Raw genomic sequence first — 26,120 nt, 5'->3', positions numbered from 1 at the left:
TCGTCCCACCACTCATTCAGCGCAACGCATCCCAGGAGAGCACCACATGAGCCTTCCCCGTCCCACCCTCACCCGGTCCGTCCGCACCGCCGCAGCCTTCGGCGTGGTCGCACTCGTCGCTGCCGGCTGCACGAGCAACACCCCCGAGACGAGCAGCGACTCGAGCAGCACTGCTGCCCCCGTCGGTGACAACGCCAAGCCCGGCAAGAAGGTCACCATCGGCTTCTCCGGTCCCGCCGCCGACCACGGCTGGCTCGCCGCCATCAACTCCACGGCGCTGGCCGAGGCCAAGAAGTACAGCGACGTCGAGTTCCGCGCGGCCGAGGGCACCAACGACGCCAGCCTCCAGATCTCGCAGATCGAGACCTTCATCAACGACAAGGTCGACGCGATCGTCCTCCTGCCGACCGACGGCGCCGCGCTCACGGAGGTCGCGACGAAGGCCACCAACGCCGGCATCATCGTCGTCAACGTCGACCGTGAGTTCTCCAGCCCGTTCGCGGCACGCACCACCGTGCTCGGTGACAACTACGGCATGGGTGTCAGTGCCGGGACGCGCGCGTGCAAGGTCATCGCCGACAAGAAGGTCACCAACCCCGTCATCGCCGAGATCGCCGGCATCGACGCCCTCCCGCTGACCCAGGACCGCAGCAAGGGCTTCGCTGCCGCGCTGAAGGCCTGCAACCAGACCGTCGACAACCGGGTGGCGGCCGAGTTCACGGTCGCGTCCGGCGAGAGCGTCGCGGCCAACCTGCTGCAGGCCGCACCCAAGATCGACGTCATCTGGAACCACGACGACGACCAGGGTGTCGGCGTCATGGCCGCCTTCGACAACGCCAACCGCAAGGAGTTCGCCTTCATCGGCGGTGCCGGCTCCGCCAACGCCATGCGCTGGATCAAGGAGGGCAAGATGGACGCCACCGTCATCTACCCGCCGACCCAGGCTGCCGACGGTGTCCGACTGGCCCGACTGCTCGCGCAGGACAAGGGCATGGCCGACCTCGTCCAGGTCGCGGTGCCTCGCCGGATCGTCCTCGACGCACCTGTTGTCACCAAGGAGAACGTCGACAAGTACCTGCCCCTCGGCTTCGAGTCCTGAGTCGTTGATGGACAACCAGCCACTCGGCGTCGCCATGATCGGCTACGCCTTCATGGGGCAGGCGCACTCGCAGGGCTGGCGCAACGCCCGGAAGCTTCTTCGACCCGGCGGTCGTGCCGGAGCTCCGGGTGGTGTGCGGCCGCGACGCCGAGGCGGCCGGCGAGCTGGCCCGACGCTTCGGCTGGGAGTCGGTGGAGACCGACTGGCGCGCCGCCATCGCGCGTGACGACGTCGACATCGTCGACATCTGCACGCCGGGCGACACGCACGCCGAGATCGCGCTCGCGGCCCTCGCGGCCGGCAAGCACGTCCTGTGCGAGAAGCCGCTCGCGAACTCCGTGAAGGAGGCCGAGACGATGACGGAAGCGGCACAGCGGGCGGGGGCGGACGGCATACGCAGCATGGTGGGGTTCACCTACCGTCGCGTGCCGGCCATCGCCCTCGCGCAGCAGCTCGTCGCGGCCGGACGGATCGGGGAGGTGCGACACGTGCGTGCGCAGTACCTCCAGGACTGGCTCGTCGACCCCGAGTCCCCGCTCACCTGGCGGCTGCAGAAGGAGCGAGCCGGCTCCGGCGCGCTGGGCGACATCGGTGCCCACGTCATCGACCTCACGCAGTTCATCACCGGTGACCGGTTGGCCGGGGTCAGCGGGCTCACCGAGACCTTCGTCAAGGAGCGCCCGCTGCCCCAGTCCTCGAGCGGTCTGTCGGCGACGGCAGGATCCGGGACCGGACAGGTGACCGTCGACGACGCGACCGTCTTCATCGGCCGCTTCGCCGGTGGGGCGATCGCCTCCTTCGAGGCCACCCGCTTCGCCACCGGGCGCAAGAACGCGATCCGGCTGGAGCTCAACGGCACCCGGGGCAGCATCGCCTTCGACTTCGAGGACATGAACGTCCTCAACGTCTACGAGGCCGACGCCGACGAGCCCGGCTTCCGCCGCATCCAGGTCACCGAACCCCACCACCCCTACGTCGCCGCGTGGTGGCCGGCGGGTCACGGACTCGGCTACGAGCACGGCTTCACGCACCAGGCAGCCGACTTCCTCACGGCGATCGCCGCAGGCACCGACCCGTCGCCGTCGTTCGCCGATGGTCTCGGCGTCCAACGCGTCCTCGAGGCGGTCGAGACGAGTGCGGCGAGCGGAGCCGCGTGGACCCCGATCACCCCACCCGCCATCGGCTGACCCACCTCGGACGACCCTCGACCACCGCCCGACGACATCCAGGACGTGACCGGCTGCCACGGACGGTGGACCGGTTCTGACGCAACACATTGGAGGACTGACGTGGCACGACCGATCACCCTGTTCACGGGACAGTGGGCCGACCTTCCCTTCGAGGAGGTCTGCCGGCTGGCCGCCTCGTGGGGCTACGACGGGCTGGAGCTCGCCTGTTGGGGCGACCACTTCGAGGTCGACCGCGCCCTGGCCGAGGACGACTACGTCGCCGGGCGTCGCGAGATCCTCGAGCGTCACGGACTCGGGGTCTGGGCCATCTCGAACCACCTCGTGGGACAGGCGGTCTGCGACGACCCCATCGACCAGCGGCACCAGGACATCCTGCCGGCGGACATCTGGGGTGACGGCGACCCCGAGGGTGTGCGCCAGCGCGCGGCGGCCCGGATGGCCGACACCGCGCGTGCCGCCGCGAAGCTCGGTGTCGACACCGTCATCGGCTTCACGGGGTCCGCCATCTGGAAGTACGTCGCGATGTTCCCGCCGGTGTCGGCGGAGACGATCGAGGCGGGCTACCAGGACTTCGCGGACCGGTGGAACCCCATCCTCGACGTCTTCGACGAGGTGGGGGTGCGCTTCGCCCACGAGGTGCACCCGAGCGAGATCGCCTACGACCACTGGACGACGGTGCGCACCCTCGAGGCGATCGGCCACCGCCCGGCCTTCGGTCTCAACTGGGACCCCTCGCACATGGTGTGGCAGGACCTCGACCCGGCCGCGTTCATCTGGGACTTCCAGGACCGGATCTACCACGTCGACTGCAAGGACGTGCGCATGCGAGTGGGCAACGGCCGCAACGGAAGGCTGTCCTCGCACCTGCCCTGGAACGACCCCCGGCGCGGCTGGGACTTCGTCTCGACCGGTCACGGCGACGTGCCCTGGGAGGACTGCTTCCGCACGCTCGGTGCCATCGGCTACTCCGGCCCCATCTCGGTCGAGTGGGAGGACGCCGGCATGGACCGGCTCGTCGGTGCCGCCGAGGCGGTCGGCTTCGTGCGACGCCTCGCGTTCGAGCCACCGGAAGCCGCGTTCGACGCAGCCTTCAGCTCGGGCAAGGACTCCTGAGCGACGAGGTCGCCTCGAGCACCTCCACGAGACTCGCTGAGGCGGCGCTCCTGCAGCGTCCGCAACCTTGGTCGAGCAGGTGACCAAGGTTGCGGACGCAGGCACACGGCGTATGCCGTCGGCTCGCCGAGCGCTCGCACTAGAGTGCCGAGGGTGACCGAGAACGCGACGCCCGAGCAGCCCGCCACTCCTCCGACACCCCCGGCCCCCGAGGTCGCGGCACCTGCGTCTGGGGGCTCCGCTGGGGGCGCCGCGGACCAGGGTTCGGCGCACCTGGACGAGATCCGGGCCGGCTACACGTTCGAGGGACCAGCCCTCGACTTCGGCGCGGCCGTCATCGACGACTCCGCGCACCCGGACACCCCGGTGCGCATCCCGCTCGCCGTCCTCAACCGCCACGGCCTCGTCGCCGGGGCCACCGGCACCGGCAAGACCAAGACCCTGCAGCTCATGGCCGAGCAGCTCAGCGCGCAGGGCGTCCCGGTCTTCCTCGCCGACATCAAGGGTGACCTCTCCGGCATGGCGAGTCCGGGCGAGGCCAGTGACCGGACCACAGCAAGAGCCGAGGACGTCGGGCAGGACTGGCAGCCCACGGCATACCCGACGGAGTTCCTCTCACTCGGCGGCGTCGGCAAGGGCGTGCCGATCCGCGCGACGATCACCGACTTCGGTCCGACCCTGCTCTCCAAGGTGCTCGGCCTCAACGACACCCAGGAGTCGAGCCTCGGGCTCGTCTTCCACTACGCCGACAAAAACGGCCTCGCGCTCCTCGACCTCAAGGACCTGCGCGCCGTCATCAGCCACCTCGTGAGCGACGAGGGCAAGCCGGAGCTCAAGTCCCTCGGTGGCCTCTCGTCCGCGACGGCCGGCGTCATCCTGCGCGAGCTCATCGCCTTCGAGGACCAGGGTGCCGACGCCTTCTTCGGCGAGCCGGCCTTCGACACCGCCGACCTGATGCGCCTGTCCAGCGACGGCAAGGGGCTCGTCACCTGCCTCGAGCTGCCCGGCGTGCAGGACCGTCCGGCGCTGTTCTCGACCTTCCTCATGTGGATGCTTGCCGACCTGTTCCACGACCTGCCCGAGGTCGGCGACGTCGACAAGCCCAAGCTGGTCTTCTTCTTCGACGAGGCGCACCTGCTCTTCGCCGACGCGAGCAAGGCCTTCCAGGAGGCCATCGAGCAGACCGTCCGCCTCATCCGATCCAAGGGGGTCGGCGTCTTCTTCGTGACGCAGTCGCCCAAGGACGTGCCGTCCGGCGTGCTCGGCCAGCTGGGCAACCGGGTGCAGCACGCCCTGCGCGCGTTCACGCCCGACGACGCCAAGGCGCTCAAGTCGGCCGTGCGCACCTACCCGCACAGCCAGTACGACCTCGAGAAGCTGCTGACCTCGCTCGGCACCGGCGAGGCCGTCGTCACCGTCCTCTCCGAGAGGGGGGCGCCCACCCCGGTGGCATGGACGCGGATGCGCGCACCGCAGTCGCTCATGGCCCCGTCCTCCGAGGCAGTGCTCGACCAGACCGTCGCCGCCTCGGCCATCGGCGCGAAGTATGCCGCCGTGGCCGACCGCGAGTCCGCTTTCGAGTTGCTCGCAGCCCGGGTGCAGGCCGTCCCGCCCCCCACCGCACCGCCGAAGTCTCCCGCCCCGACCCCGGCGAAGAAGACCGCTGCTGCCAAGGAGGACCCGGGTCTGGTGGAGCAGGTCGTGAAGTCGAGTGCGTTCCGCTCGGCCCTGCGGTCGGCCGGCACCGTCATCGGTCGCGAGATCACCCGCTCGATCTTCGGGACGCGCAAGCGCTGAGCCGGGCCATGGCGCAGAGGGCGTGGTCGCCCTCTGTCGTGGGCGGGTCCCCTCCCATAGGGTGAAAAGTGGCGCGCACCGCCGGTGGGTGTCCCACTTTTCTCCACTCCCGAGGACAACGATGTCTGAGACCCGAGTCCCCCTGTCCCGCCGCGTCGTCCTGAGCGGACTCGCCGCTGCCACGTTCGCGCCGCCGCTGCTGTCGTGCACGACGGCCTCGGCCGCCGAGACCGGCAGGGCGGCGGCCCACTCGATGCGCGACCTGCGGGTGCTGCCCTATCTGCAGAACCCGGCCAGCACCTCGATGACCATCACCTGGTTCAGCTACGCCGACGTGCCGGGCGCTCTGACGGTGCGTGGCCCGGGACTGGGCGGCGGGCGCCGTCGGGTCAGGAGCACGCCGCAGCCGATGGCGATCCTGGGCTACACCGAGGGCGAGCGGGCCGAGGAGATTCCCGGTCTGCCGACCGGGTCGTGGCTGCTGCGGGAGGGCAACGTCAAGCACGTCGTCGAGGTCGAAGGGCTTCGTCCGGGCACCCACTACACCTACGAGGTCGTGCAGGGACGGGACCGCTACCAGGGCCGCTTCCGCACTGCTCCCAGCGCACAGGACTGGAACCGGGTGAGCTTCATCGCCATGTCGGACCACGAGACCGAGCCCCGCGGTCGGGTCACGCGTCGCGAGTGGGCGCCCGGAGAGGTCGCCGGGCTGGGGCGGCCCGATGCCGCGGCCGGGTCCGTCTGGGACGGTGTCTTCGGCACCACCGTCCTCAATGGGGCACGGGTGCTGAGGTACCCGCTCACCGAGGACGAGGGCTACCTCGCCAACCTCCGTGTCGTCGACGCCAGCAAGCCCGACTTCATGATGTTCCCCGGTGACCTCGTGCAGGGCGGCGGCTACCAGCCGGGCTGGGACGAGTGGTTCCGGTGCAACGCCGGCCCCGCAGGCGACCGGCTCGGTCGCACTCCCGCCCTGACGGCGTTCGGCAACTGGGAGAAGCTTCGGTGGCACCGTCAACGGGGGCTACGGCTCAAGCGAGGACCGCTCCATCGTCGTGCGCTCCCGTGGCAAGTACCACGCCTACTTCGACGCGCCGGACAACGGGACCCCCGAGCACCGCGACAACTACTACCGCATCGACTACGGCCCGCTGACCGTCATCACCCTCGACTCCAACAACGGCGAGCCGGATGACGACACCGAGAACCACCTCGGCAACCAGGCCGTCGGCACCGAGTACCGCGGCCCGGGCACTGACACCCAGAACAACTTCACGGCTGCGGAGTACGCAGCAGCCGGCGGCACGGACCTCTCCGACTTCAACCCCGGCAGCATCCAGTGGCGTTGGTGCGAGGAGCAGCTGGCGCAGGCCCGAGAGCAGGGCCAGATCATCGTCATGCAGTGGCACCACTCGCCTTTCAGCAGCGGTGAGCACGGCCTGCCCATGTATCACCGGGACACGTCCGGCCAGGGCGGGACGCCGATGCGGCAGTACCACGTGCTCGCCGAGCGCTACGGGGTCGCTGCCGTCATCTGCGGCCACAGCGAGCTCTTCGAGCGCAGCTTCGTCGACGAGGACGGTGATGGCGTGGGCGTCCACTACTACGACGTGGGCGTCGCGGGTGACGGTCTGCGGGGTGAGCGGCGGGTCGCCGGACCGGACTCGGCGCGACTCAGCTACAACCCCTACCGCCAGTGGACCGCGGACCGCGACGAGCCCGAGGTGTGGGAGGACCGGCGGGGAGCGCGGGTCCTGACCTCCGGCGGCAAGCACTACGGCCACCTGCACGTCGAGGTCAAGCGCACCCCCGACGGTGCTCGGATGACGATGACGCCGGTGCACGTCTTCCCGGTGGTGGACCCCGCGTATCGGGTCACCCGCACGGAGCGCCGTGAGTACGACGACCAGGTGGTCCTGTCGATCGGGTCCGACGGCCAGGTGCGGGCCTAGAGGCTGAGCAGGGCTCTCGCGTAGGCGTTCTCGACGTCTGCATCGGTGACCGTATGCCGCGAGCCGTCGCTCGCGGCATACGTCACCTCCCAGCCCTCCGGTGTTCGACGCAGCGCCTCGAGCCGGTCTCCGAGCAGCGTCCGCAGCTGGTCCTCACGGGGCAGCCACAGCGACTGGTCGAGGCTGACCGAGTCCAGCGCCCACTCCGTCGTGCCGTTGAAGCCGAGGACGGTCTGGTCCGCGAAGTGTTGGGGCTCGACCGTGAGGTTGCTGATCCAGAAGACCTCGTCGGTGAGGAGCTGGGCGTCGATGACGAAGCGGTCGCCTGCTGCCGGTTCCCACAGGACTCCCGCGTCGTGGACCAGGCGGCGGGCGAGATCGAGAGAGATCATCGCCCCATCATGGCCCGAGAGCCTCCGTGTTCAGTGCGAGGTCAGCGACGCGCGTGAGACGGGGAAGTCGAAGAACGTGTCCGGGAACAGCTCGGGACGGTGGGTGAAGTGCCACCACTCGTTCTCGTAGTTGGCGAACCCCTCGTCCGCGAGCACGTCGACGAGCAGGTCACGGTTCTCGCGCACCTCAGCGGTGAACGCCGGGTTGGCAGTGTGTGAGAGGACGTCGAAGCAGTCGTAGGCCGTGCCCATGTCGAGGGAGGCGTCGGGCACCCGCTCCGCGACAGGCCCGAAGCAGGACCCGGCGGGCTTCGGCGAGTGCGGTGCCGGCACCCTGCGGCCGTCGATGGGCTGGATCGTGAGGTCGACGGTGCTGGCCCGTGAGTGGCCGGACTTCGCCGCGATGTAGCCGTCCTCGAACAGGCGCGACTTCTCCACCCGGGGATAGAACTCCGACTTCATCTGCTCGTCGTCGAGGTCCTCGGCCCAACGGACGAAGTGGTCCACCGCGCTCTGCGGGCGGTAGCAGTCGTAGACCTTGAGGGTGAGGCCTCGAGGTCGGAGCGCGTCCTGCGCCCGGGCCAGCGCCTCGGCGGCAGGGCGGGTGAGCAAGCAGAGCGGCGCGCGGTAGGCGTCGATGCGCTCACCCACGAAGTTGTGGTTGGTCGTGTAGCGGATCTCGTGGACGATCGTGGGGTCGATGTCGCGCAGCGCCACGATCTCCTCGGGCGCCCGGTCCGGGGTCTGGGCCACGGCGACCGAGGACCCCACGGCGGCGACGGCGGAGGTGGAGGTGGCCAGGACGAGGCCGGCGACGAGAGTGGACAGAGCGCGACGTGTCATGCCTCGTTCCTAGCAGTGACACCTGCGCGCCGCCACCCGGGCGACGGCCCCCCCAGCGCGTCACCACCGCGACTGGACCGTCTCCATCCCCCCGACGATGACCCAGAAGCGCAGAGCTCGGCCGACGAGGCCGGTGAGGAGGAAGACCGACAGACGCACCCGCAACGCGCCCGCGACGACCGCGATGACGGCATACGGAGGAAGGCCGACGACGGCCGAGAGCAGCAGCAAGCCGGTCGTGAACCAGGGGCGCCCCTCCGTGCGAGCCTGCCAGCGTTCCATCGCGGCGCGGGCCCGGGGTCGCTGCATGCGGCGGGACACGAACGCGAACCGGTCGAGCTCTCGTCCGCCGTAGTACCAGAAGAGCTTGCCGACCATCTGCCCGATGGCGGCGGCGGCGACGATGAGCCACCCCGGTGCCCGGTCCTGCGATGCCGCGAGCGCGACGATCGCCTCGATGTTGATGATGGGGACGAGCGCTGACGCGACAGCGGACCCAGCGATACCGAGGGCCTCAACCCACATGCGGTCGACCCGGTTGCTGGTCCGCGCCGATGGCGGCCGTCGGCACCGGGAGGCCGATTCTCAGCAGTCGCGCCAAGGACCATGACTTCATCGCGAGCAGGGCCACGGCGATGGCCAGCCCGAGCCACATCGACCCGGTGACGAGCAGCAGCACCGCGAAGAGCGCGCTGTTGACGGCCTTCGCCGGCTTGGACCAGTTCCACAGCCAGATCTGTCGGTCGACGACGTAGAAGTAGTTGGGGCTGCGGATCGGCCACGCCAGGAAGGCCAGCGACAGGAAGCTGTCGACGACCATGAACTCGGCGAGATAGACGAACACCGCGGGCGCCAGCTCGGGCTCAAGCCACGCCAGACCCAGATAGAACGCGCCGGCGTTGAAGCGGTCCGAGAAGATGTCGAGCACGGCGCCGATCCGGGTCTCGCACCCACGCACGCGGGCCCAGGCACCGTCGAGCATGTCGCCGACCCAGTAGACACCGAGGGCGACGACGAGCAGGGTGAGGCTGCGTTCGTGCACCGCCCACGCGGCCACCGCACCCGACGCGATGGTGCGCACCGCCGTGATGACCGTCGCGCCGGTCCACAGGCGCTCATGCCCGATCCCGACGTCGGCCGCCTTGTCCCCCATGAGCTCGGCTCCCCACATCGGCTCAGGATAGGTGCCTGCGCCAATCCTCGCGGGCAGCGATGGGAATCACCGACACGACACCTTCAGCGGGAGGGCGACGCTCGCACCCGTTCCCGGACGGCACGACGGAAGGCCGTCCCCGTCCACCACGTCAGCACTGAGCCGGTCGGCTCATCGCATCCGATGGGTGTCACCGCGATGCAGGACGACCAGCCGATCGTCGAGGCCGGTCTGCGCCATGGCATCGATGAAGTCGCTGATCGGAGAGGTGAAGACGTCGTAGTCGTCATAGTGGATCGGGATGGCCGTGGCTGGGTCGATGAGACGGACGGCCTCCACCCCCTGCTCGGCGTCCATGGTCACCATGATCCCGAGCACTTTGGTGCCGCCGAGGTGGAACAGGCCCAGGTCGATGTCGGGGTAGCGCTCGGGGATGTGCGCAAGGTCGTCGTACATCAGGGTGTCGCCGGTGATGTAGATGGTGCTGGGGTGCGTCCCGTCGACCTCGAGGATGCTGCCCATCACGTCGGGCAGGGCAAGGTCGGTGACCCCGGGTCCGTGCCGTCCGGGGCAGGCGGTGATCCGAAGCTGCCGTCCGTCCTTGGAGAAGGTCGCGGTCTCCCAGGTGTCCAGGCCACGGGCGTTCTCGAACCCGAGCTCGTGCAGCTGGGCCCGGGCCTGCGGGGTGGTGACGATCGGCAGCGACCTGTCGAGCCGCTCCTGGGCCACCTGGTCGAAGTGGTCGCCGTGGAAGTGGGAGAGCACCACGAGGTCGAGTGGCGGCAGGTCGTCGATCTCCAGGGCCGGATCGGTGAGCCTCGTGGTGCTCAGGCCGTAGCCCAGGTCGACCTTCTCGTGACGGTGCACGAAGGTCGGGTCGGTCAGGACGGTGAAGCCGCCGTACTCCAGCAGGACAGTGGCGTTGCCGATGAACGTCACCGAGGCCCGCGCTTCGCCCGCAGGCACACCCGGGTCGCTGCTCTCGCTCCCCGCACTCGACACGTCCATCGCCGACACCTCCTGCTCCTGGGTCTCCGGCTGCAGTGGGAGCCCGCCGGATCGACCTACAGGTACCCCGCTGTCGCCACATCCATTCACCGGACCAGGGATGCCACGACGACCAGACGTCAGGCGAGCGCCTCTGGCGGGCTCAGCCCAGCAGGGCGGCGACGACGAGGATCACCGGTACCGAGCCCATCGTCGTGATGAGGATCGTGTCGCGCGCGAGCACCGTCGCGCGGTCGTAGCGCGTGGCGTGGACGAAGATGTTCTGCGCCGTGGGGAGCGCCGAGCAGACCACGATCGCCAGCAGGGCGTGTCCGTCCACTCCGAGCGCGAAGTGCGCCACGGCATACGCCACCACCGGCTGGACGACGAGCTTGAGCAGGGACGTCGTCGCCAGCTCGCCCACCGACCCGGCGGCGCCCAGCCCGGGGCCCAGCCGCAGCGCGATGCCATAGGCGATGAGCATGGCCGGGACCGCGACGTTGCTGAGCAGCTCGAGCGGGTTGCCGACGAACTCGGGCAGGGTCCAGCCGGTCACCGACAGCAGTACGCCGAGCAGTGACCCGACGGTCAGCGGGTTGGTGAACGGTCGGGTGACCAGCCGCAACAACGACGGTGCGCCAGTCGCGCCGTCGGCATCGAGCAGCGCCAAAGCGACCGGCTGCAGGACGAGCATCTGCAGGAGCAGGGTCGGTGCCACGAGCGCCGCGTCGCCGAGGACATAGCTCGCCACCGGGATGCCGAGGTTGCCCGCATTGACGTATGCCGCGCAGAGCGCACCGATCGTCGCGTCACCCAGGCGTCGCCTCCAGAGGAAGCGCGCCCCCACGGCATAGATGGCAACGGTGGCGGCGACTCCGGCTGCGGTGGCCACGAGGTTCGCCGACAGGACGGCATGCACGTCGGCGCGGCCCAGCGTCACGACCATGAGGGCCGGCGAGCCCACGAAGAACGCGACCTGGGACAGCACGCGCTGGGCCGTGAGGTCGAGGATGCGCAGGTGGGCGAGGAGGGCGCCGACGCCGATGACGACGGCGATCGTCGCGAACCCCGTGAAGACTCCCTGCACCCGGTCAGGCTAGGTGGAGCGGCGGAGCACCGGTGCCAGCGTCTCAAGGACGGACGCGTCCTCGATCGTCCCTGGCACGACGGGCGTGCCGCCGTCGGCGAGCTCGCGCATCGTCTTGCGCAGGATCTTGCCGGAGCGGGTCTTGGGCAGAGCGGCGACGACGTCGACCTGCCGCAGGGCGGCCACGGGGCCGACCTCGTCGCGCACCCGCTGCACGAGCTCGGCGCAGATCCGCTCGCCCTCGGCGCCCGTGCCGTCGACCCCGCCCTTGAGGACGACGAGCCCGCGCGGCACCTGCCCCTTGAGCTCGTCGGCGACCCCGATGACCGCGCACTCGGCGACGTCGGGGTGACCGGCGAGCGCCGCCTCGATCGAACCCGTCGAGAGGCGGTGGCCGGCGACGTTGAGGATGTCGTCGGTGCGCCCCATGACATAGAGGTAGCCGTCCTCGTCGAGGTGGCCACCGTCGCCCGACACGTAGTAGCCGGGGAAGGTCGACAGGTAGCCGTCGACGAAGCGCTGGTCGTCGCCCCACAGCGTCGGCAGCGTCCCCGGCGGCATCGGCAGCCTGAGGCAGATCGCGCCCTCCTCGCCGGCAGGCTGCGGTGCGCCGGACTCGTCGAGGATCACCACGGCATACCCCGGCACCGGCACCGACGGGGAGCCGGGCTTGAGCGGCATCGGTTCGAGCCCACGCAGGTTCGACGCGATCGGCCAGCCGGTCTCGGTCTGCCACCAGTTGTCGACGACGGGGACACCGAGCATGGAGGTCGCCCACTCGTAGGTGTCCGGGTCGAGCCGCTCACCCGCGAGGAAGACCGCGTTCAACGACGAGAGGTCGTGCTCGCGCATCAGCTCACCCCGCGGGTCGTCCCGCTTGATGGCCCGGTATGCCGTGGGGGCGGTGAACATGGCCCGCACCTTGTGCTCGGCGATGAGCCGCCAGAAGGCGCCGGCGTCGGGCGTGCCCACCGGTTTGCCCTCGTAGAGAACGGTGGTCGCACCCGTGAGCAGTGGTGCGTAGACGATGTAGGAGTGACCCACGACCCACCCGACGTCGCTCGCGGTGAACCACACGTCGCCGGGGTCGATGCCATAGATGTTGTCCATCGACCAGCGCAGCGCGACGGCGTGACCACCGTTGTCGCGCACGATGCCCTTGGGGCGGCCGGTCGTGCCAGAGGTGTAGAGGATGTAGAGCGGGTCGGTCGCCGCGACCTCAACGCAGTCGGCCGGCTCGGCGTCGGCGACGAGCTCGTCCCAGTCCAGCTCCTCCCAGTCGGTGTCGCGCTCGCCGACCGCGGCCCGGGCCTGCTCGCGCTGCAGGACGATGACCGACTCCGGCTTGTGCGAGCTGCGGTCGAGGGCGGCGTCGAGCATCGGCTTGTACTCGACCACCCGGCTCGGCTCGATGCCACAGCTCGCGGCCACGACCACCTTGGGCTGCGCGTCCTCGATCCGTGCCGCGAGCTCGGCCGGGGCGAACCCGCCGAACACCACCGAGTGGATGGCGCCGAGGCGCGCGCACGCCAGCATCGCGACGACGGCCTCCGGCACCATCGGCATGTAGATGACGACCCGGTCGCCCTTCTCCACCCCCAGGCTCGCCAACGCACCGGCGAACGTCGCCACGCGAGCCAGCAGGCCGGCATACGTGATGGTCTGTTGCGTGCCGGTGACGGGACTGTCGTGGATGAGCGCCGGTTGCTCACCACGCCCGTCGCGGACGTGCCGGTCGAGCGCGTTGAAGCAGGTGTTGAGGGTGGCGCCGGGGAACCAGCGGTAGAGCGGTGGGTTGCTGCCGTCGAGGATCGTCGTCGGGGGAGTGATCCACTCGATCCGCTCCGCGGCCCGTCTCCAGAACTCGTCCGGCTGCTCCAGAGATTGGGCGTATGCCGCTGCGTAGCCGTCGTGGGTCATCTCGCCATCGTGCTGGGTCGACGGTCCTGCGGCTAGGGGAACGGGCCGTTCAGCCCCAGTTGGCCGCCTGGGTGAGGCAGAACGGGTGGCCGCTCGGGTCCAGGAGGACGCGCCAGGTCTCGCCGGGCTGCTCGTCGGGCAGGGTGGCGCCGAGCCGGACGCACTCGGCGGCGGCCGCATCGAGGTCGTCCACGGCGAGGTCGAGGTGGAACTGCTTGCTGCCGTGCTCGTTGGGCCAGGCCGGGGGCTCGTGGTCCGGGACGGTGCCGAAGCCGAGGGCGTGGTCCGGGCCGGTGAGCATGGCGTAGCCGTCGCCCTCGGCCGTGACGTCCCAGCCGAGGACGGCCGACCAGAAGGCTGCGTCGCGCCTCGCGTCGGAGCTGTCGAGGCTGAGCATCTTGAGGGTGGCGATGGGCATGGCCGGGTCTCCTTCGTCGGTGGGATCTCTGCGCCGAGTCTCCCTAGGCTGGCGTCGTGCCTGCTAGGACAAACCCGCCATCGACGGAAACCACCGCGACCTTTGCCGGGATCCTGCGTCCCGACGAGCTCGCCAAGTACGTCGAGGTCCGCCGCTGGCCGGCGAGCGAGCGGGTCTCGCGATGGGTCGAGAACCACTGGGCGCTGCGCTGGGACCTGCCCGAGGGTGCGTCCTTCGCGAGCGAGGTGCTGCCGCATCCCACGTGCTCGCTCACCGTCGAGCGCGGCGACCATCCACGGCCGGCGCTCGCGGGCGAGGAGGTCGTCATCACGGGGGTCGTCACCCGCCGCTTCGACGTGGAGATCCGGGGGAGCGGACGGGTGGCGGGGCTGCGCTTCCGGCCGGGCGGTCTCGCGGCGCTCACGGGGCAGTCCGCACGGGCGTGGACCGACCGCACGGTGGCTGCGAGTCCGGCGGTCTCGGCCGAGGTCGTGCGCGCCCTCGCCGCGCTCGACCTGGACGGTGACGTGGAGGCCGGGATGGGTGCGGTCGAGGCGGCGTTCCCCGCGCACCCGGGCGAGGACGCTCGCTACGACCGGGTGCTCAGGGTCGTCGCGGACCTGCTCTCGGACCGGCGCGTCGTCACGGTGAGGGAGCTCGAGGAGCGCCACGAGGTGTCCGGGCGCACCCTGCAGCGGGACTTCCTCCACTACGTCGGGGTCGGGCCCAAGTGGGTGCTCGGGCGCCACCGGATGCACGACGTCGTCGCGGCGCTCGACGGCGGATACGAGGGGTCGCTGACCGACCTGGCCGTGGCGCACGGCTGGTACGACCAGGCGCACTTCACCCGGGACTTCACCGCCCTCGTGGGCGTGCCGCCGAGCCGCTACCGCAGGAGGACGTGAGCGGATTTCGTGGCGCCTCAGCGCTCGGGTAACCTCCTCCGTTGGAGGATTCGCATAGTGGCCTAGTGCGCGCGCTTGGAAAGCGCGTTGGGTTAAAACCCTCAGGGGTTCGAATCCCCTATCCTCCGCAGAGAGAAGGGCTCCGACCTCGTGTCGGGGCCCTTTTCGCATGGGGCACTCGGCGAGCGATGCAGAGGTTGGCGAGCCGACCACGCAGGGGTGACTCGCTCGCCAACTGGTGGCTCGCTCGGCGGAAGTGACCCCTGGGTAATGGTTGCGCGGCGGCCGCTCTGTGGCTAAGTTCCATGATCAAGAGCCGTTGCGTGAATTGTTCACACTGTCGTGAGCATCGAGAATCGGAGAGTCGCATGTCCCGTCCGTCCGTCACCCGCCGCACCGCGATCGCCTCGGCGGTCGCCGCGACGCTCGCCGCCGGCGCCATCCCGGCAACCTCGGCAGGCGCTGCCGTGCCGCCGGGTTCCGACGGGTGGATCCAGTCAACTCTCGCGCGGATGACGCTGGAGGAGAAGGTCGGCCAGCTCTTCGTCCAGTATGCCTACGGCAAGGACGCGAACACCCCGGACCCGCGCAACACTGCCATCTTCGGGGTCCCCACGCCCGCCGAGGCCGTGAAGAAGTACCACCTCGGCGGCGTCATCTACTTCGCGTGGACCAACAGCGTGCAGAACCCCCAGCAGATCGCGGCACTGTCCAACGGTCTGCAGGAAGCCTCCTTCGCCCGCGACTCCAAGGTCGACATCCCGCTCGGCATCTCGACGGACCAGGAGATGGGCGTCGTGACCCGCGTCGGTGCGCCGGCCACGCAGTTCCCGGGCAGCATGGCGCTCGGCGCGGGTCGTTCCACCGCCGACGCGCGCACCGCCGCCGGCATCACCGGCAAGGAGCTGCGAGCCCTCGGCATCAACACCAACTTCGCTCCGGTCGCCGACGTCAACGTCAACCCGCTCAACCCCGTGATCGGCACCCGCGCCTTCTCGAGCAACCCGGCGCTCACGGCCGACATGGTGGCGGCGCAGGTCGCCGGCTACCAGGAGGACGGCAGGGTCTCGGCCAGCGCCAAGCACTTCCCCGGCCACGGTGACACCGCCACCGACAGCCACGTCGCGTTCCCGGTCATCACGCACACGCGTGAGGAGTGGGACCAGATGGACGCGCCACCCTTCAAGGCCGCCATCGCCCAGGGCATCGACATGATCATGACAGCGCACCTGTCCTTCCCGGCCCTCGACGACTCCGGCAACCCTGCGACTCTGAGCAAGCCGATCCTCACCGACCTGCTCCGCAAGGAGCTCGGCTACAAGGGCGTCATCATCACCGACTCCCTCGAGATGGCCGGCGTGCGCGAGCTGTACAGCGACGCCGAGGTCGCCGTGCGCTCCCTCGAGGCCGGCGCCGACCAGCTGCTCATGACCCCGTCGATGGTCAAGGCCTTCCCGGCGGTCGTCGCGGCCGTGCAGAGCGGACGCATCAGCAAGGCCGACCTCGACGCCAAGGTGCGCCGGGTCCTCGAGCAGAAGGTGCGTCGCGGGATCGTCGCGGACCACATGGTCGACCCGGCCTCGATCAGCTCCGTCGTTGGCACTCCGCAACACCTCGCCGTCGCCGACGCCGTGACGAACCGCACCGGAACGCTGGTGCGCAACGACGATGCAGTCCTGCCCATCGCCGCCGCCGGCAAGAACGTCCTCGTCACCGGTTATGGCGACGTCGCCACGACGACCTTGGCGGCGGGCCTGACCAGGGCGGGCACGACGAGCACGCGGGTGACGACCGGTGCCTCGCCCACGGACGCACAGATCGCCGCGGCGACCGCCGCTGCGGCGGGCAAGGACTACGTCGTCGTGACGACCATGAAGGCCTGGGACACGGCCGTCACGGACAAGCGGGGCGGCCAGCAGAAGCTCGTCAAGGCCTTGCAGGACGCCGGCGTTCCGGTCATCGTCGTCGCCACGCGCGATTCCTACGACATCGCCTACCTGCCGGGCACGCGCACCTACCTGGCGACCTACTCCTACAACGCCGTGTCGATGGAGGCCGCAGCCCGGCTCATCACCGGTGCCGTCGCCCCGACGGGCAAGCTCCCCGTCGACATCCCGGTCAAGGGCGCCCCGACGACCGTGCTGTACCCCTTCGGCCACGGCCTCTCGTACTGAGCGACCGCACACAACTCCAACCCCCCAACCACCCCCCGCCCTGTGTGTCTGAGCGCGAGCCAGAGGTCGCGCTCAGGCACACAGGACGAGTTGAAATGGAGATTTCGATGACCAGTCCCAACCGCCGCCAGCTCCTCACGGGCGGAGCCGGCGTTGCCGGAGCCGCCGCCTTCGGACTCGCCGCGACGCCGGCGTCAGCAGGCACGCTCGGCCGCACCACGGCATACACCTCGGCCGCGAACGACCCCAACCGCAAGGTGACGCCGGGTGCTGACGTCGCGGCAGCCGCCAACTGGTCCGTCCTCGCCGGGCGCAAGGTCGGCATCGTCACCAACCCGACCGGCATCCTGCTCAACCTGCGCACGATCGTCGACGAGATGCACGACGCCGGCACTGTCGACATCCGTGGCGTCTTCGGGCCGGAGCACGGCTTCCGCGGCACCGCCCAGGCCGGCGAGGCCGAGGACACCTACGTCGACGAGCGCACCGGCATCACCGTCTACGACGCGTACGGCGCGAACACCGCGAAGTTCGCCTCGATGATCCGCGCCTCGGGGACCGACACCGTCGTCTTCGACATCCAGGACGTGGGCTGTCGCTTCTACACCTACATCTGGACGATGTACACGGCGATGAAGGCCTGCGTCGAGACCGGCGCCTCGATGGTCGTCCTCGACCGCCCGAACCCGATCGGTGGCACCGCCTACGGCCCGATGATGACCGACCCGTGGACCTCCGGGGTCGGCGCCGAGAACATCGTCCAGGCGCACGGCATGACCGTCGGCGAGATGGCCCGCTACCTCGACGCGATCATCCTCCCGACGGACACGGGCGGTCCCCGGCTCTCGGAGCTCATCGTCGTCGAGTGCAAGGGCTGGCGACGCGACGTCACGTATGCCGGGACCTGCCTTCCGTGGGTCCTGCCCAGCCCCAACATGCCGACCCCCGACACCGCACTCGTCTATCCGGGAACGGGCATGTTCGAGGGCACGAACCTCTCCGAGGGGCGTGGCACGACCCGTCCGTTCGAGCTCATCGGAGCGCCCTACGTCGACTACAAGTGGGCAGAGAAGCTCGCGGGTCGCGACGTCGCCGGTGTCGCCTTCCGCGAGGCGTACTTCACGCCCACGTTCAACAAGCACGTCGGCAAGGTGTGCGGTGGTGTGCAGGTCCACATCGTCGACCCCTCGGCCATCGACCCGATGCGCGTGGGTGTCGAGATGCTCGTCGCGGCCAAGTCGATCTACACCGACTTCCAGTGGCGCTACGACGCCTATGACCCGGCTCGTCCCTACTGGATCGACAAGCTCACCGGCTCGACGAGACTGCGGGACCAGATCACTGCCGGCGCCGACGTCGAGACCGTCATGGGCGCCTGGAAGGACGAGCTCGCGGCCTTCGACGCCCGCCGGCAGCCCTTCCTCATCTATGGAGGTCCGACCCGATGAACCTGTCCCGACGTGTCGTCCTGGGTGGCGGGCTGGCCGCGGGCACGGCCCTGTTCGCCCCGGGTGTGACCGCGGCGCGAGCCGACGACTTCACCCGCCCGTTCACCGGCTTCGCGCCCCCGTCGACCGTGCTGCGTGAGGGCACGCCCCAGTCGGTCGGGCTCGACCCCGCGCCCATCGAGGTCGCCAAGCGGCAGGTCCTCAGCCACCAGGTGGCTCCGGCCGGCGGCCGGCCGCTCTATCCCGGACACGTCGGGCTCATGGCTCACGACGGCGTCGTCGTCGCCACCCAGGTCGACGGCTACGCCCTGCGCTACCGCAACGCGACCCAGGAGCTCCCCGAGAGCGAGCGGGTGCCGATGCGGCGCGACACCATCTTCGACATGGCCTCGGTCTCGAAGCTGTTCACGTCGATCGCCGTCGTCCAGCTCATCGAGGAGGGGCGCGTCGGGCTGGAGACGCCGGTCGCGACCTATCTGCCGGAGTTCGCCGCGGCGGGCAAGGGGTCGGTGACGATCCGGCACCTGCTCACCCACACGAGCGGGTTCACGTCGTGGCTGCCGCTCTACAGCAGGTACGCCACCAAGGCCGCTCGCATCGCTGCCGTGATGAACCAGCCGCTCACCAACCCCGTGGGCACGGTCTACCTCTACAGCGACCTCAACCTCATCACGCTCGGCGTGCTCGTCGAGCGGCTGCGGGGCCAGTCGCTCGACGAGGTCGTCGCTGCCCGGCTCACCCAGCCGCTGGGCATGACGGACACGGGCTACAACCCCGCCGTCAAGGAGCGCACGGCGGCGACGGAGTACCAGGCCGTCCCCGCACGCGGCATGGTCTGGGGCGAGGTGCACGACGAGAACGCGTGGTCCCTCGAAGGGGTCGCCGGTCACGCCGGCGTGTTCTCGACGGCCGATGACATGGCGATCCTCGCCCAGGCCCTCCTCAACGGCGGCACCTACCGCGGCGCGAGGATCCTCGACCGCAAGAGCGTCTCGCTGCTCATCACCAACTTCAACGAGGCCTTTCCCGGGGACGACCACGGACTCGGCTTCGAGCTCAACCAGGTCTGGTACATGGACGCCCTCAGCGGCCCGCGCACGGCCGGCCACACCGGCTACACGGGCACGTCGATCGTCATCGACTTCTCCTCGCGCTCGTTCGCGATCCTGCTCACCAACCGAGTGCACCCGTCGCGGGCGTGGGGCAGCATCAACGTCGCGCGTCAGGAGTGGGCCGGCGGCCTCGGTCGGGCGCTTCCGATCACCCCGCGCGGCAACCACGTCGCGTGGGAGACCGAGCCACTCCACGCCACGAACGCCGTCCTGTCGGTGCCGCTCGCCCTCCCGGCGACGGGTGCCCGCCTTGGCTTCGACCTCGTGGCGGAGACCGAGGAGACCGACGTCCTCCGCCTGGAGTCCTCGGCGGACGGCACGACCTGGACGCTCGTCCCGCTCGAGATCCGACACCCGGGCGACACGCGCACGGGTGAGGAGGACGGCTCGGTGAGCGGCACGCCGGGGGAGCGGCGCTGGGTCCAGGTCCGCGCCGACCTGGCCGGCGGGCAGCAGGCCCTGCGGTGGCGCTACTCGACCGATGGCAACACCCTCGGACGTGGTGTCTCGGTGAGCCGGATCCGCGTCGTGGGCCAGGGCGGAGTCGTCGTCGACAGCGATGCCTCTTCGGCCACATTCACCGCTTCGGGCTGGACGAAGACGTCGAGGTCGTAGTTTTGGGGCATGTCATCACCGATTTCTCAGTCCGACGTGGCTGATGCACCACTCCTTGTTCGTCTTCGTGGCATCCGGCCCACCCTCACCCCGGCGGAGGACCGGGTCGCTGCCGAGGTCCTTGCCGATGCGCGCCGCGCGTCCGACCTGACGATCACCGAGCTGGCCCTGGTCGCGCACACCTCGGAGACGACTGTGCTGCGCTTCTGCAAGCGACTCGGCCTCAAGGGATACCCCCAGCTGCGGCTGGGCCTTGCGGCCGAGTCCGCCCTGCCACGGGAGCAGCGCATGGCCGGGAGCGACATCAGTGCGACGGACACGATCGACGACATCGTCGCCAAGGTGGCCTCCATCAACTCCAGCGCCGTCGAGGAGACCGCCCAGCAGCTCGACCGGGTGGCGCTCAAGAAGGCGGCCGACGCACTGGCCGGGGCGACGCGTGCCGACATCTACGGGATCGGTGCGAGCGCCATCGTCGGCGCCGACCTGCAGCAGAAGCTGCACCGCATCGGGGTGGTCTCCTTCGCCTGGAACGACCCGCACATCGCCCTCACCAGCGCGACCTTGCTGACCAAGCGGGACGTGGCGATCGGAATCTCGCACTCGGGCGCGACGAGCGAGACGATCGAGTCCCTCGCGGCCGCGCGCCAGCGCGGTGCCACGACGATCGTCATCACCAACTTCCCGCTCTCGCCGCTCGCGAAGTCGGCCGACATCGTGCTCACCACCGCCGCCCGCGAGACGTCGTTGCGCTCCGGGGCCACCGCCAGCCGCATCGCCGCCCTCACGGTCGTCGACTGCCTCTACATCGCCGTGGCCCAGCGAGACCTGCCCCGGGCGCGCAAGGCCGTGGCCGAGAGTCGCAAGGCCGTCTCCGGCCACCACCTGGCGTGAGTCATTGACGTCATTGACGTTGATGGCGTAAGAAACTAACCTGCGGACATGGCCATTGACGTCCGCGTGAGTGCACCCACCGAAGAGCGGCACCCCGGCTCGACCGGGATCGACACGGCGTCGACCCTCGAGGTCCTCACCTTGATGAACGACGCCGACCGGACGGTGGCCGACGCCGTCACCGAGGTGCTGCCCGAGCTGGCGCGGCTCGTCGACCATGCCGTCGAGGCCATCCGCGCCGGCGGCCACGTCCACTACTTCGGCGCCGGCACGTCCGGACGGCTCGCCGTCCTCGATGCCGCGGAGCTGCTGCCCACCTTCAACGTCCCGCCCGGGCTCTTCGTGGCGCACCACGCAGGCGGGTCGGCTGCCCTGGTCAACGCCGTCGAGAACGTCGAGGACGACGTCGACGCCGGATGCGCCGAGGCCGCGAGGCTCACCCCCAAGGACATCGCCATCGGGCTCACGGCGTCCGGTCGCACCCCCTTCGTCAAGGGCGCCCTCATGGGCGCCCGGGAGCGCGGCGCACGCACCGCGCTCGTGACGGCGAACCCGGGAGCCGAGCTCGCGGCATACGCCGATCATCTGTTGGCCCCCGAGACCGGACCCGAGGTCCTGACGGGATCCACGCGGCTCAAGGCGGGCACCGCCCAGAAGCTCGTCCTCAACGCCTTCTCGACCGCGGTCATGATCCGCCTCGGGCGCACCTGGTCCAACCTCATGGTCGACGTCGTCGCGACGAACGCCAAGCTGCGCGGACGGGTCGTCCGGATCCTCCAGGAGGCGAGTGGCGCCGACGAGACCGATGCCCGGGTCGCGCTCGATGCTGCCGGCGGCCAGCTCAAGCCGGCCCTCCTCTCGCTCCTCGCCGGTGTCCCCGTCGACACGGCCGTCGCCGCGCTGAGCGTGCACGACGACTCGGTCGCCGTGGCCCTGACGGCTCTCACCCAACGACCCTTGTGAACGCCACGGGGTCCGGAGCCGTCGTCGGAGTCGACGTGGGTGGTTCCGGACTTCGCCTGCAGTTCGCGTATGCCGGCCGGCGGAGTCCCGTGCACACCGCACCGGGCGCCCGGATCGTGGATCACGGCGTGGACGTGGCAGCACTCACCGCCGACGCGGCGCGTCTGCTCTCGGAGGGCGGGGTGGGGCCGGGGACCGAGGGCGGCACCGGCCTCGACGTCGCCGCCGTGTGCTGGTCGCAGCGGGGGCTGCTCTTCCTGTCGGACCCGACCGAGGTGGTCTCGGCGGTGGCCTCCGGGCTGGGCGCGACGCGGACGGCGGTCGTCAGCGATGCCGTGGCCTCGCTCGTCGGTGCCCTCGGGTCCGTGCGTCCGGGCGCGGTCGTCGCGGCCGGCACGGGCGCCGTGGCCTTCGGCACGGACTTCGGCGCCCGGGACACCTCCGTCTGGAGGCTCGTCGACGGATGGGGGCACGTGCTCGGCGACCGTGGCTCGGCCGCCTGGGTGGGGCTCCTCGGGCTGCGGGCGGGGTTGCGGCACCATGACGGCCTTCCCGACGGGTCGGAGCGGTTGCTCGTGGCCGGGGAGGCCGTGTTCGGTCCGACCCCGCGCTGGCCCCGCAGGGTCATGACGGCGAGCAACGCCCCGGAGCTGCTGGCCTCGTTCGCGCCTCACGTCGTCGATGCCGCCCTGGCCGGGGAGGTGGTGGCGCAGCAGATCTGTCAGGAGGCGGGGGAGGCGTTGGCCCAGTCGCTCCTGTCGGCCGCGGCGGGGATCGCCTCGCCCACGCTCGTCGCCACCGGTGGGCTGCTCGAGGCCCAGCCGGTCCGAGCCGCGCTCGAGTCCTCGCTCGCGGATGCGGGCGCGACGCTGACGCCAGCTGTCGGGGGCGCGCTCGAAGGAGCCATGATCCTGGCCACGACGCTTGCTGGGACTGGCACGATCCCCAGGCACCCGGCATACGTGCATCTGTCCTGACCGAGGCGGTCAGCCAAGTCGATCGGGACTCCGACCTCCGCACCTCCCAGTCAGCGCTGTGCATTGCTGCGCCTCAGCGCAGCAGTGCAGAGCGCGGATCGAGCAGTCCTACGCCGTGAGGCGGCGAGTTGGAGTCGGTCCCACCGGCCGGGTTAGACTTTGGACCGGCACCCCGCGTGGTGGTACCTCGCCGAACTCCCCCAGGGCAGGAATGCAGCAAGGGCAGGTGAGCTCTTCCAGGTACGCGGGGTGTCTTCTCTGTCTCCGCAACCGACTGATTGCGACTTCGGCTCACGCTCGCTGTCCTCGCCTGAGCCGAACTCGCAATCAGTCGAGACTGGTCAGGCGCCGCAGGCGCAGCCGCCCGCGCACCCACCGCAGCCGCCGGCAGCGGCCTCGGGGCGGTTGCCCCGGTCCTCCCACGTCAGCTCGAGCGCGCGCAGGAGCCCGTCGACCGGCTGGGCCCCGGTCACGGCGAACTTCTGGTCGAGCACGAACGTCGGCACCGCGGTGATCCCGAGCTGGTTGGCCGTCGCCTCGTCGGCCCGCACGTCGTAGCCGTAGTCCTCGGACGCCAGCATCGCGCGCACGTGCTCCTCGACCAGCCCACCCTCGACCGCGAGCCGCACCAACGTGTCGGTGTCACCGATCGCGGCGCCCTCGGAGTACCAGCCGCGCATGATCCGCTCGGTCACCGGCGTCTCCACCCCGCGCGCCCTGGCCAGGTGGATGACTCGATGGGCGTCGAAGCTGTTGCCGCCCACGACCTTGTCCCACTGGAAGTCGAGCCCGACCGCGGCGGCGTCGGCAGCCATGGCCTCGTGCTGGGCGACCATCTCCTCGCGCGTCTTGCCGTACTTCTCGGCGATGCGGTCGACGTTGGACCCCTCGACGACCGGAGGGGCCGACCGGTCGAGCTGGTAGCTGTGCCAGGTCACCTCCACCTCGTCGGCATGCTCGAACTCCTCGAGGGCCAGCTCGAGGCGGCGACGCCCCACGTGGCAGAAGGGGCAGACCAGGTCGGACCAGACGTCGATGCGCACCCCTTGACGATACGTCCACCCGGCCGGTGCCCCTCCATCGCAGGTCATTCGGTCAGTCACAGGTCAGTCGCAGGTCTGCAGGCGTCCGGGCTGGTCCGCCCCGTAGCGGTGACCGGCACCGAAGGGCATGGCGAGTGCCCCGACGACATCGGCCCCGGCGTGGACGAACGACACGACCGGGAGCCACGGCCGGTCCTCGCCGGGCGGCACGAGCGCCATCGACGGCCGCGCGTGGACGATGGGGTCGTCGGGGTTGGCGGCGACGGTCTCGTTGGGGAGGCCCGTCCGACCACCTCCGGGCGTGCCCAGCCAGAACGTCGAGCACACGGTCGAGCGCAACGCCTCGACGGCAACCCCCGGCGCGAGCAGCGCCGCCTGTCCGGCCGTCGCGCCCAGGCTCTCACCGACGACGTGCACCTGCGGTCGCTGACCCACCGGCAGCGTGGAGACCTCGGCCACCGCGGCATCGAGCAGCGCCTGGGCCCCCCTCACCGCACCGTCGCGGTCGAGCAGGTAGGCCACCCAGCTGGGCCGGTCGTCGTACTGCATAGACACGGTCGCGACGTCCGAGCCGAACCGGCGCTCCATGCCGGCGACGAACTCGGGGTTGACCCAGCCCGACCCGGTCGGGATCGCGACGAGCAGGTGCTCCCGCTCCAGGCCTCCGGCGGCGACGAGCCGGTCCACAGCGAGGTGCGCGCGAGCCGTGTCGTCCGCGGAGTCGGACAGTCCGGCATACGCCCGCACGGCCCCCACGGGCGATGACGTGAGCAGCACCTGGTCGGAGGGTGGTGCGCCGGCGTCCGCCTGGGCGCTCGGCGCGAAGCTCAGGAGCGACAACCCGGCCACTGCGGCGACAGCGCGGCGCGGGACCCGGCCCCGTCGGCGCCACACCTGACGCAGACCGTGGCAGCCACCCACGACGGCGAGCGCAGTGACGAGCACGAGGCCGACGTCGCCGAGACCCAGCGCATCCATGCCGATGCGGTCGCGCATCCCGGCCTGCGTGGTCCACGTGACGAACAGCAGGTATGCCGTGACGGCACCTCCCAGCGCAAGGGCGACATGGTGGGCCGGCCCGGTGAGGCGAGGGCGGGGGCCGGCGAGGCGCCGGACGGTGCCGACGACGACGAGGAACGACAGCGCCGTCAGGACCCCGAGGGCGACGGGGAGGTGCGGCAGGTAGGACGGGAAGGTCGCCACGCCCAGGGCGACCGGCGTGGCCAGCGCGGTCGAGGCGCGAGGCAGCCGGAGCCTCATCGCGCACCCCGCGGACCAACCGCGCCACCTTGGCCTGTGTGTGCGAGACCACGCGCTGACGTGCTCACCAACACACGAGTCGAGCGGCGGCGTGCACCCACGGCCAGGCCCAGCGCGCCGATCGTGGCCGACCCCAGACCGACGCCGGGGGCGATGCTGCGCACCGTCTCGGGCTCGGGCACGGCGTGGTCCTGCCGGGCGCTGTTGACCCGCACGAAGCCCTCGGCGATGTCGGCCCAGGCCAGGCAGCTCGCCCGGCCCAGGGGCTCCTCGCGGCTCGAGCAGGCGTCCTCGAAGGCAGCACCGAGCTGGGTGTCGACGGACCGCCGCGCGTCGGGAGGAAGGGCGCGACCGGACCGGCCGGCATACCGGAGCAGGTCGTAGCCAAGGTCGTGCTGGCGGCACGCGGCGGTGAACTCCGCCGGCAGCGGGACCGGTGACGAGCACGATCCCGAGGGGTCGCCGAGCAGGCCCTGGGTGAGGGTCGGCCGGTAGCCGAAGCGCTGCGCGAAGTCTCGCGGCAACGCCAGGTCAGCGGCTGCGGGAGGGCCGGAGACGAGCGTGGTGAGGGCGTGCTCGGCCGACCGGTCCGGGACGGGCACGGAGGAGGCGGTGGGAGCGAGCAGGAGTCCGGCTGCTGTGGCGATGCCGGTGACGACGACGGCTCGGAGGGCGTGGTGTCTCGTGAACATGCAGCAAGGCTCGGAGCCGGGGGCACGTGAGGTCGTCGCCCTCGGGAGCGGTTCAGGGACGCGACCGGAGACCCAGAACGGGCGTC

General features: G+C 70.5%; 22 protein-coding genes, 1 tRNA gene, 1 other RNA gene and 1 pseudogene. 14 read left to right on the top strand and 11 right to left on the bottom strand.

The features are described 5' to 3' along the window. Positions 1-46 precede the first annotated feature (46 nt). From ACZZ98_RS06125 to ACZZ98_RS06105, 5 genes and pseudogenes are all read left to right on the top strand, one after another. Positions 47-1,099, top strand: a complete 1,053-nt coding sequence (locus ACZZ98_RS06125) for a substrate-binding domain-containing protein (protein WP_463515412.1) — start codon at positions 47-49, stop codon at positions 1,097-1,099. 7 nt (positions 1,100-1,106) lie between these two features. Next, positions 1,107-2,286 (top strand): annotated as a pseudogene (locus ACZZ98_RS06120) (Gfo/Idh/MocA family protein). A gap of 102 nt (positions 2,287-2,388) precedes the next feature. Beyond that, on the top strand, positions 2,389-3,402 hold the full coding sequence (locus ACZZ98_RS06115) for a sugar phosphate isomerase/epimerase family protein (RefSeq protein WP_463515411.1): 1,014 nt from the start codon (positions 2,389-2,391) through the stop codon (positions 3,400-3,402). Positions 3,403-3,555: 153 nt separating this feature from the next. Next, positions 3,556-5,199, top strand: a complete 1,644-nt coding sequence (locus ACZZ98_RS06110) for a helicase HerA-like domain-containing protein (protein WP_463515410.1) — start codon at positions 3,556-3,558, stop codon at positions 5,197-5,199. Between the two features lie 121 nt (positions 5,200-5,320). Beyond that, positions 5,321-6,394 carry a hypothetical protein gene (locus ACZZ98_RS06105; RefSeq protein ID WP_463515409.1) on the top strand — a complete coding sequence of 358 codons (1,074 nt, stop codon included), beginning with the start codon at positions 5,321-5,323 and terminating at the stop codon, positions 6,392-6,394. A gap of 753 nt (positions 6,395-7,147) precedes the next feature. On the opposite strand, the gene ACZZ98_RS06100 is transcribed toward ACZZ98_RS06105, so the two are convergent. The 8 genes from ACZZ98_RS06100 to ACZZ98_RS06065 form a co-directional block, all read right to left on the bottom strand. Next, the gene (locus ACZZ98_RS06100) at positions 7,148-7,543 is read right to left on the bottom strand and encodes a hypothetical protein (RefSeq protein WP_463515408.1); all 396 of its coding nucleotides are present in this window, start codon (positions 7,541-7,543) and stop codon (positions 7,148-7,150) included. Between the two features lie 30 nt (positions 7,544-7,573). Continuing rightward, positions 7,574-8,386 (bottom strand): M15 family metallopeptidase, encoded by an 813-nt coding sequence (locus tag ACZZ98_RS06095; RefSeq protein ID WP_463515407.1) that lies wholly within the window; start codon positions 8,384-8,386, stop codon positions 7,574-7,576. A gap of 60 nt (positions 8,387-8,446) precedes the next feature. Beyond that, positions 8,447-8,911, bottom strand: a complete 465-nt coding sequence (locus ACZZ98_RS06090; protein WP_463515406.1) for a VTT domain-containing protein — start codon at positions 8,909-8,911, stop codon at positions 8,447-8,449. After that, positions 8,901-9,557: a CDP-alcohol phosphatidyltransferase family protein gene (locus tag ACZZ98_RS06085; protein ID WP_463515405.1), complete on the bottom strand. Its 657-nt coding sequence runs from the start codon at positions 9,555-9,557 to the stop codon at positions 8,901-8,903. Before ACZZ98_RS06085 ends, ACZZ98_RS06090 begins: the two co-directional genes overlap by 11 nt. A gap of 153 nt (positions 9,558-9,710) precedes the next feature. Further along, on the bottom strand, positions 9,711-10,547 hold the full coding sequence (locus tag ACZZ98_RS06080; protein WP_463515404.1) for an MBL fold metallo-hydrolase: 837 nt from the start codon (positions 10,545-10,547) through the stop codon (positions 9,711-9,713). 142 nt (positions 10,548-10,689) lie between these two features. Further along, a complete protein-coding gene (locus tag ACZZ98_RS06075) occupies positions 10,690-11,613 on the bottom strand; it encodes an AEC family transporter (RefSeq protein WP_463515403.1) in 924 nt (307 codons plus the stop codon). Positions 11,614-11,622: 9 nt separating this feature from the next. After that, the gene (locus ACZZ98_RS06070) at positions 11,623-13,533 is read right to left on the bottom strand and encodes a propionyl-CoA synthetase (protein WP_463515402.1); all 1,911 of its coding nucleotides are present in this window, start codon (positions 13,531-13,533) and stop codon (positions 11,623-11,625) included. Between the two features lie 49 nt (positions 13,534-13,582). Next, positions 13,583-13,951 carry a VOC family protein gene (locus tag ACZZ98_RS06065; protein WP_463515401.1) on the bottom strand — a complete coding sequence of 123 codons (369 nt, stop codon included), beginning with the start codon at positions 13,949-13,951 and terminating at the stop codon, positions 13,583-13,585. A gap of 56 nt (positions 13,952-14,007) precedes the next feature. On the opposite strand from ACZZ98_RS06065, the gene ACZZ98_RS06060 reads away from it, so the two are divergent. The 9 genes from ACZZ98_RS06060 (at position 14,008) to ffs (ending at position 23,299) form a co-directional block, all read left to right on the top strand. Next, the gene (locus ACZZ98_RS06060) at positions 14,008-14,856 is read left to right on the top strand and encodes an AraC family transcriptional regulator (RefSeq protein WP_463515400.1); all 849 of its coding nucleotides are present in this window, start codon (positions 14,008-14,010) and stop codon (positions 14,854-14,856) included. A gap of 43 nt (positions 14,857-14,899) precedes the next feature. Continuing rightward, positions 14,900-14,984 (top strand) — tRNA-Ser (locus ACZZ98_RS06055). A gap of 240 nt (positions 14,985-15,224) precedes the next feature. After that, on the top strand, positions 15,225-17,030 hold the full coding sequence (locus ACZZ98_RS06050; RefSeq protein ID WP_463515399.1) for a glycoside hydrolase family 3 protein: 1,806 nt from the start codon (positions 15,225-15,227) through the stop codon (positions 17,028-17,030). Between the two features lie 107 nt (positions 17,031-17,137). Further along, positions 17,138-18,478 carry an exo-beta-N-acetylmuramidase NamZ family protein gene (locus ACZZ98_RS06045; protein ID WP_463515398.1) on the top strand — a complete coding sequence of 447 codons (1,341 nt, stop codon included), beginning with the start codon at positions 17,138-17,140 and terminating at the stop codon, positions 18,476-18,478. Beyond that, a complete protein-coding gene (locus ACZZ98_RS06040; RefSeq protein WP_463515397.1) occupies positions 18,475-20,205 on the top strand; it encodes a serine hydrolase domain-containing protein in 1,731 nt (576 codons plus the stop codon). Before ACZZ98_RS06045 ends, ACZZ98_RS06040 begins: the two co-directional genes overlap by 4 nt. Before the next feature lie 36 nt (positions 20,206-20,241). Beyond that, on the top strand, positions 20,242-21,099 hold the full coding sequence (locus tag ACZZ98_RS06035; protein ID WP_463515396.1) for a MurR/RpiR family transcriptional regulator: 858 nt from the start codon (positions 20,242-20,244) through the stop codon (positions 21,097-21,099). Positions 21,100-21,147: 48 nt separating this feature from the next. Beyond that, complete coding sequence (locus tag ACZZ98_RS06030) at positions 21,148-22,062, top strand: N-acetylmuramic acid 6-phosphate etherase (RefSeq protein WP_463515395.1); 915 nt, start codon at positions 21,148-21,150, stop codon at positions 22,060-22,062. Then, on the top strand, positions 22,059-23,039 hold the full coding sequence (locus tag ACZZ98_RS06025) for an N-acetylglucosamine kinase (RefSeq protein WP_463515394.1): 981 nt from the start codon (positions 22,059-22,061) through the stop codon (positions 23,037-23,039). The genes ACZZ98_RS06030 and ACZZ98_RS06025 overlap by 4 nt, the downstream gene beginning before the upstream one ends. A gap of 163 nt (positions 23,040-23,202) precedes the next feature. Beyond that, positions 23,203-23,299, top strand: an RNA gene (gene ffs, locus ACZZ98_RS06020) — signal recognition particle sRNA small type. 81 nt (positions 23,300-23,380) lie between these two features. On the opposite strand, the gene ACZZ98_RS06015 is transcribed toward ffs, so the two are convergent. The 3 genes from ACZZ98_RS06015 to ACZZ98_RS06005 all read right to left on the bottom strand — a co-directional run bounded on the left by ACZZ98_RS06015 (position 23,381) and on the right by ACZZ98_RS06005 (position 26,034). Further along, a complete protein-coding gene (locus tag ACZZ98_RS06015; RefSeq protein WP_463515393.1) occupies positions 23,381-24,082 on the bottom strand; it encodes a DsbA family oxidoreductase in 702 nt (233 codons plus the stop codon). A gap of 63 nt (positions 24,083-24,145) precedes the next feature. Beyond that, positions 24,146-25,342, bottom strand: a complete 1,197-nt coding sequence (locus ACZZ98_RS06010) for an alpha/beta-hydrolase family protein (protein ID WP_463515392.1) — start codon at positions 25,340-25,342, stop codon at positions 24,146-24,148. After that, positions 25,339-26,034 carry a hypothetical protein gene (locus ACZZ98_RS06005; RefSeq protein WP_463515391.1) on the bottom strand — a complete coding sequence of 232 codons (696 nt, stop codon included), beginning with the start codon at positions 26,032-26,034 and terminating at the stop codon, positions 25,339-25,341. Before ACZZ98_RS06005 ends, ACZZ98_RS06010 begins: the two co-directional genes overlap by 4 nt. Positions 26,035-26,120: the final 86 nt, after the last annotated feature.

It is taken from the genome of Knoellia sp. AC549 (assembly GCF_979258975.1).
Note: the sequence above shows the minus strand (reverse complement) of the source record. Positions and strands in the feature narration are given on the sequence as shown.

What these genes read in the sequence shown, in the direction of transcription:
- ACZZ98_RS06085 (WP_463515405.1), bottom strand. Translation starts at nt 9,557, where the DNA reads ATGTGGGGAGCCGAGCTCATGGGGGACAAGGCGGCCGACGTCGGGATC.
- ACZZ98_RS06045 (WP_463515398.1), top strand. Translation starts at nt 17,138, where the DNA reads ATGACCAGTCCCAACCGCCGCCAGCTCCTCACGGGCGGAGCCGGCGTT.
- ACZZ98_RS06040 (WP_463515397.1), top strand. Translation starts at nt 18,475, where the DNA reads ATGAACCTGTCCCGACGTGTCGTCCTGGGTGGCGGGCTGGCCGCGGGC.
- ACZZ98_RS06125 (WP_463515412.1), top strand. Translation starts at nt 47, where the DNA reads ATGAGCCTTCCCCGTCCCACCCTCACCCGGTCCGTCCGCACCGCCGCA.
- ACZZ98_RS06090 (WP_463515406.1), bottom strand. Translation starts at nt 8,911, where the DNA reads ATGTGGGTTGAGGCCCTCGGTATCGCTGGGTCCGCTGTCGCGTCAGCG.
- ACZZ98_RS06065 (WP_463515401.1), bottom strand. Translation starts at nt 13,951, where the DNA reads ATGCCCATCGCCACCCTCAAGATGCTCAGCCTCGACAGCTCCGACGCG.
- ACZZ98_RS06100 (WP_463515408.1), bottom strand. Translation starts at nt 7,543, where the DNA reads ATGATCTCTCTCGATCTCGCCCGCCGCCTGGTCCACGACGCGGGAGTC.
- ACZZ98_RS06030 (WP_463515395.1), top strand. Translation starts at nt 21,148, where the DNA reads ATGGCCATTGACGTCCGCGTGAGTGCACCCACCGAAGAGCGGCACCCC.
- ACZZ98_RS06005 (WP_463515391.1), bottom strand. Translation starts at nt 26,034, where the DNA reads ATGTTCACGAGACACCACGCCCTCCGAGCCGTCGTCGTCACCGGCATC.
- ACZZ98_RS06080 (WP_463515404.1), bottom strand. Translation starts at nt 10,547, where the DNA reads ATGGACGTGTCGAGTGCGGGGAGCGAGAGCAGCGACCCGGGTGTGCCT.
- ACZZ98_RS06070 (WP_463515402.1), bottom strand. Translation starts at nt 13,533, where the DNA reads ATGACCCACGACGGCTACGCAGCGGCATACGCCCAATCTCTGGAGCAG.
- ACZZ98_RS06105 (WP_463515409.1), top strand. Translation starts at nt 5,321, where the DNA reads ATGTCTGAGACCCGAGTCCCCCTGTCCCGCCGCGTCGTCCTGAGCGGA.
- ACZZ98_RS06095 (WP_463515407.1), bottom strand. Translation starts at nt 8,386, where the DNA reads ATGACACGTCGCGCTCTGTCCACTCTCGTCGCCGGCCTCGTCCTGGCC.
- ACZZ98_RS06050 (WP_463515399.1), top strand. Translation starts at nt 15,225, where the DNA reads ATGTCCCGTCCGTCCGTCACCCGCCGCACCGCGATCGCCTCGGCGGTC.
- ACZZ98_RS06010 (WP_463515392.1), bottom strand. Translation starts at nt 25,342, where the DNA reads ATGAGGCTCCGGCTGCCTCGCGCCTCGACCGCGCTGGCCACGCCGGTC.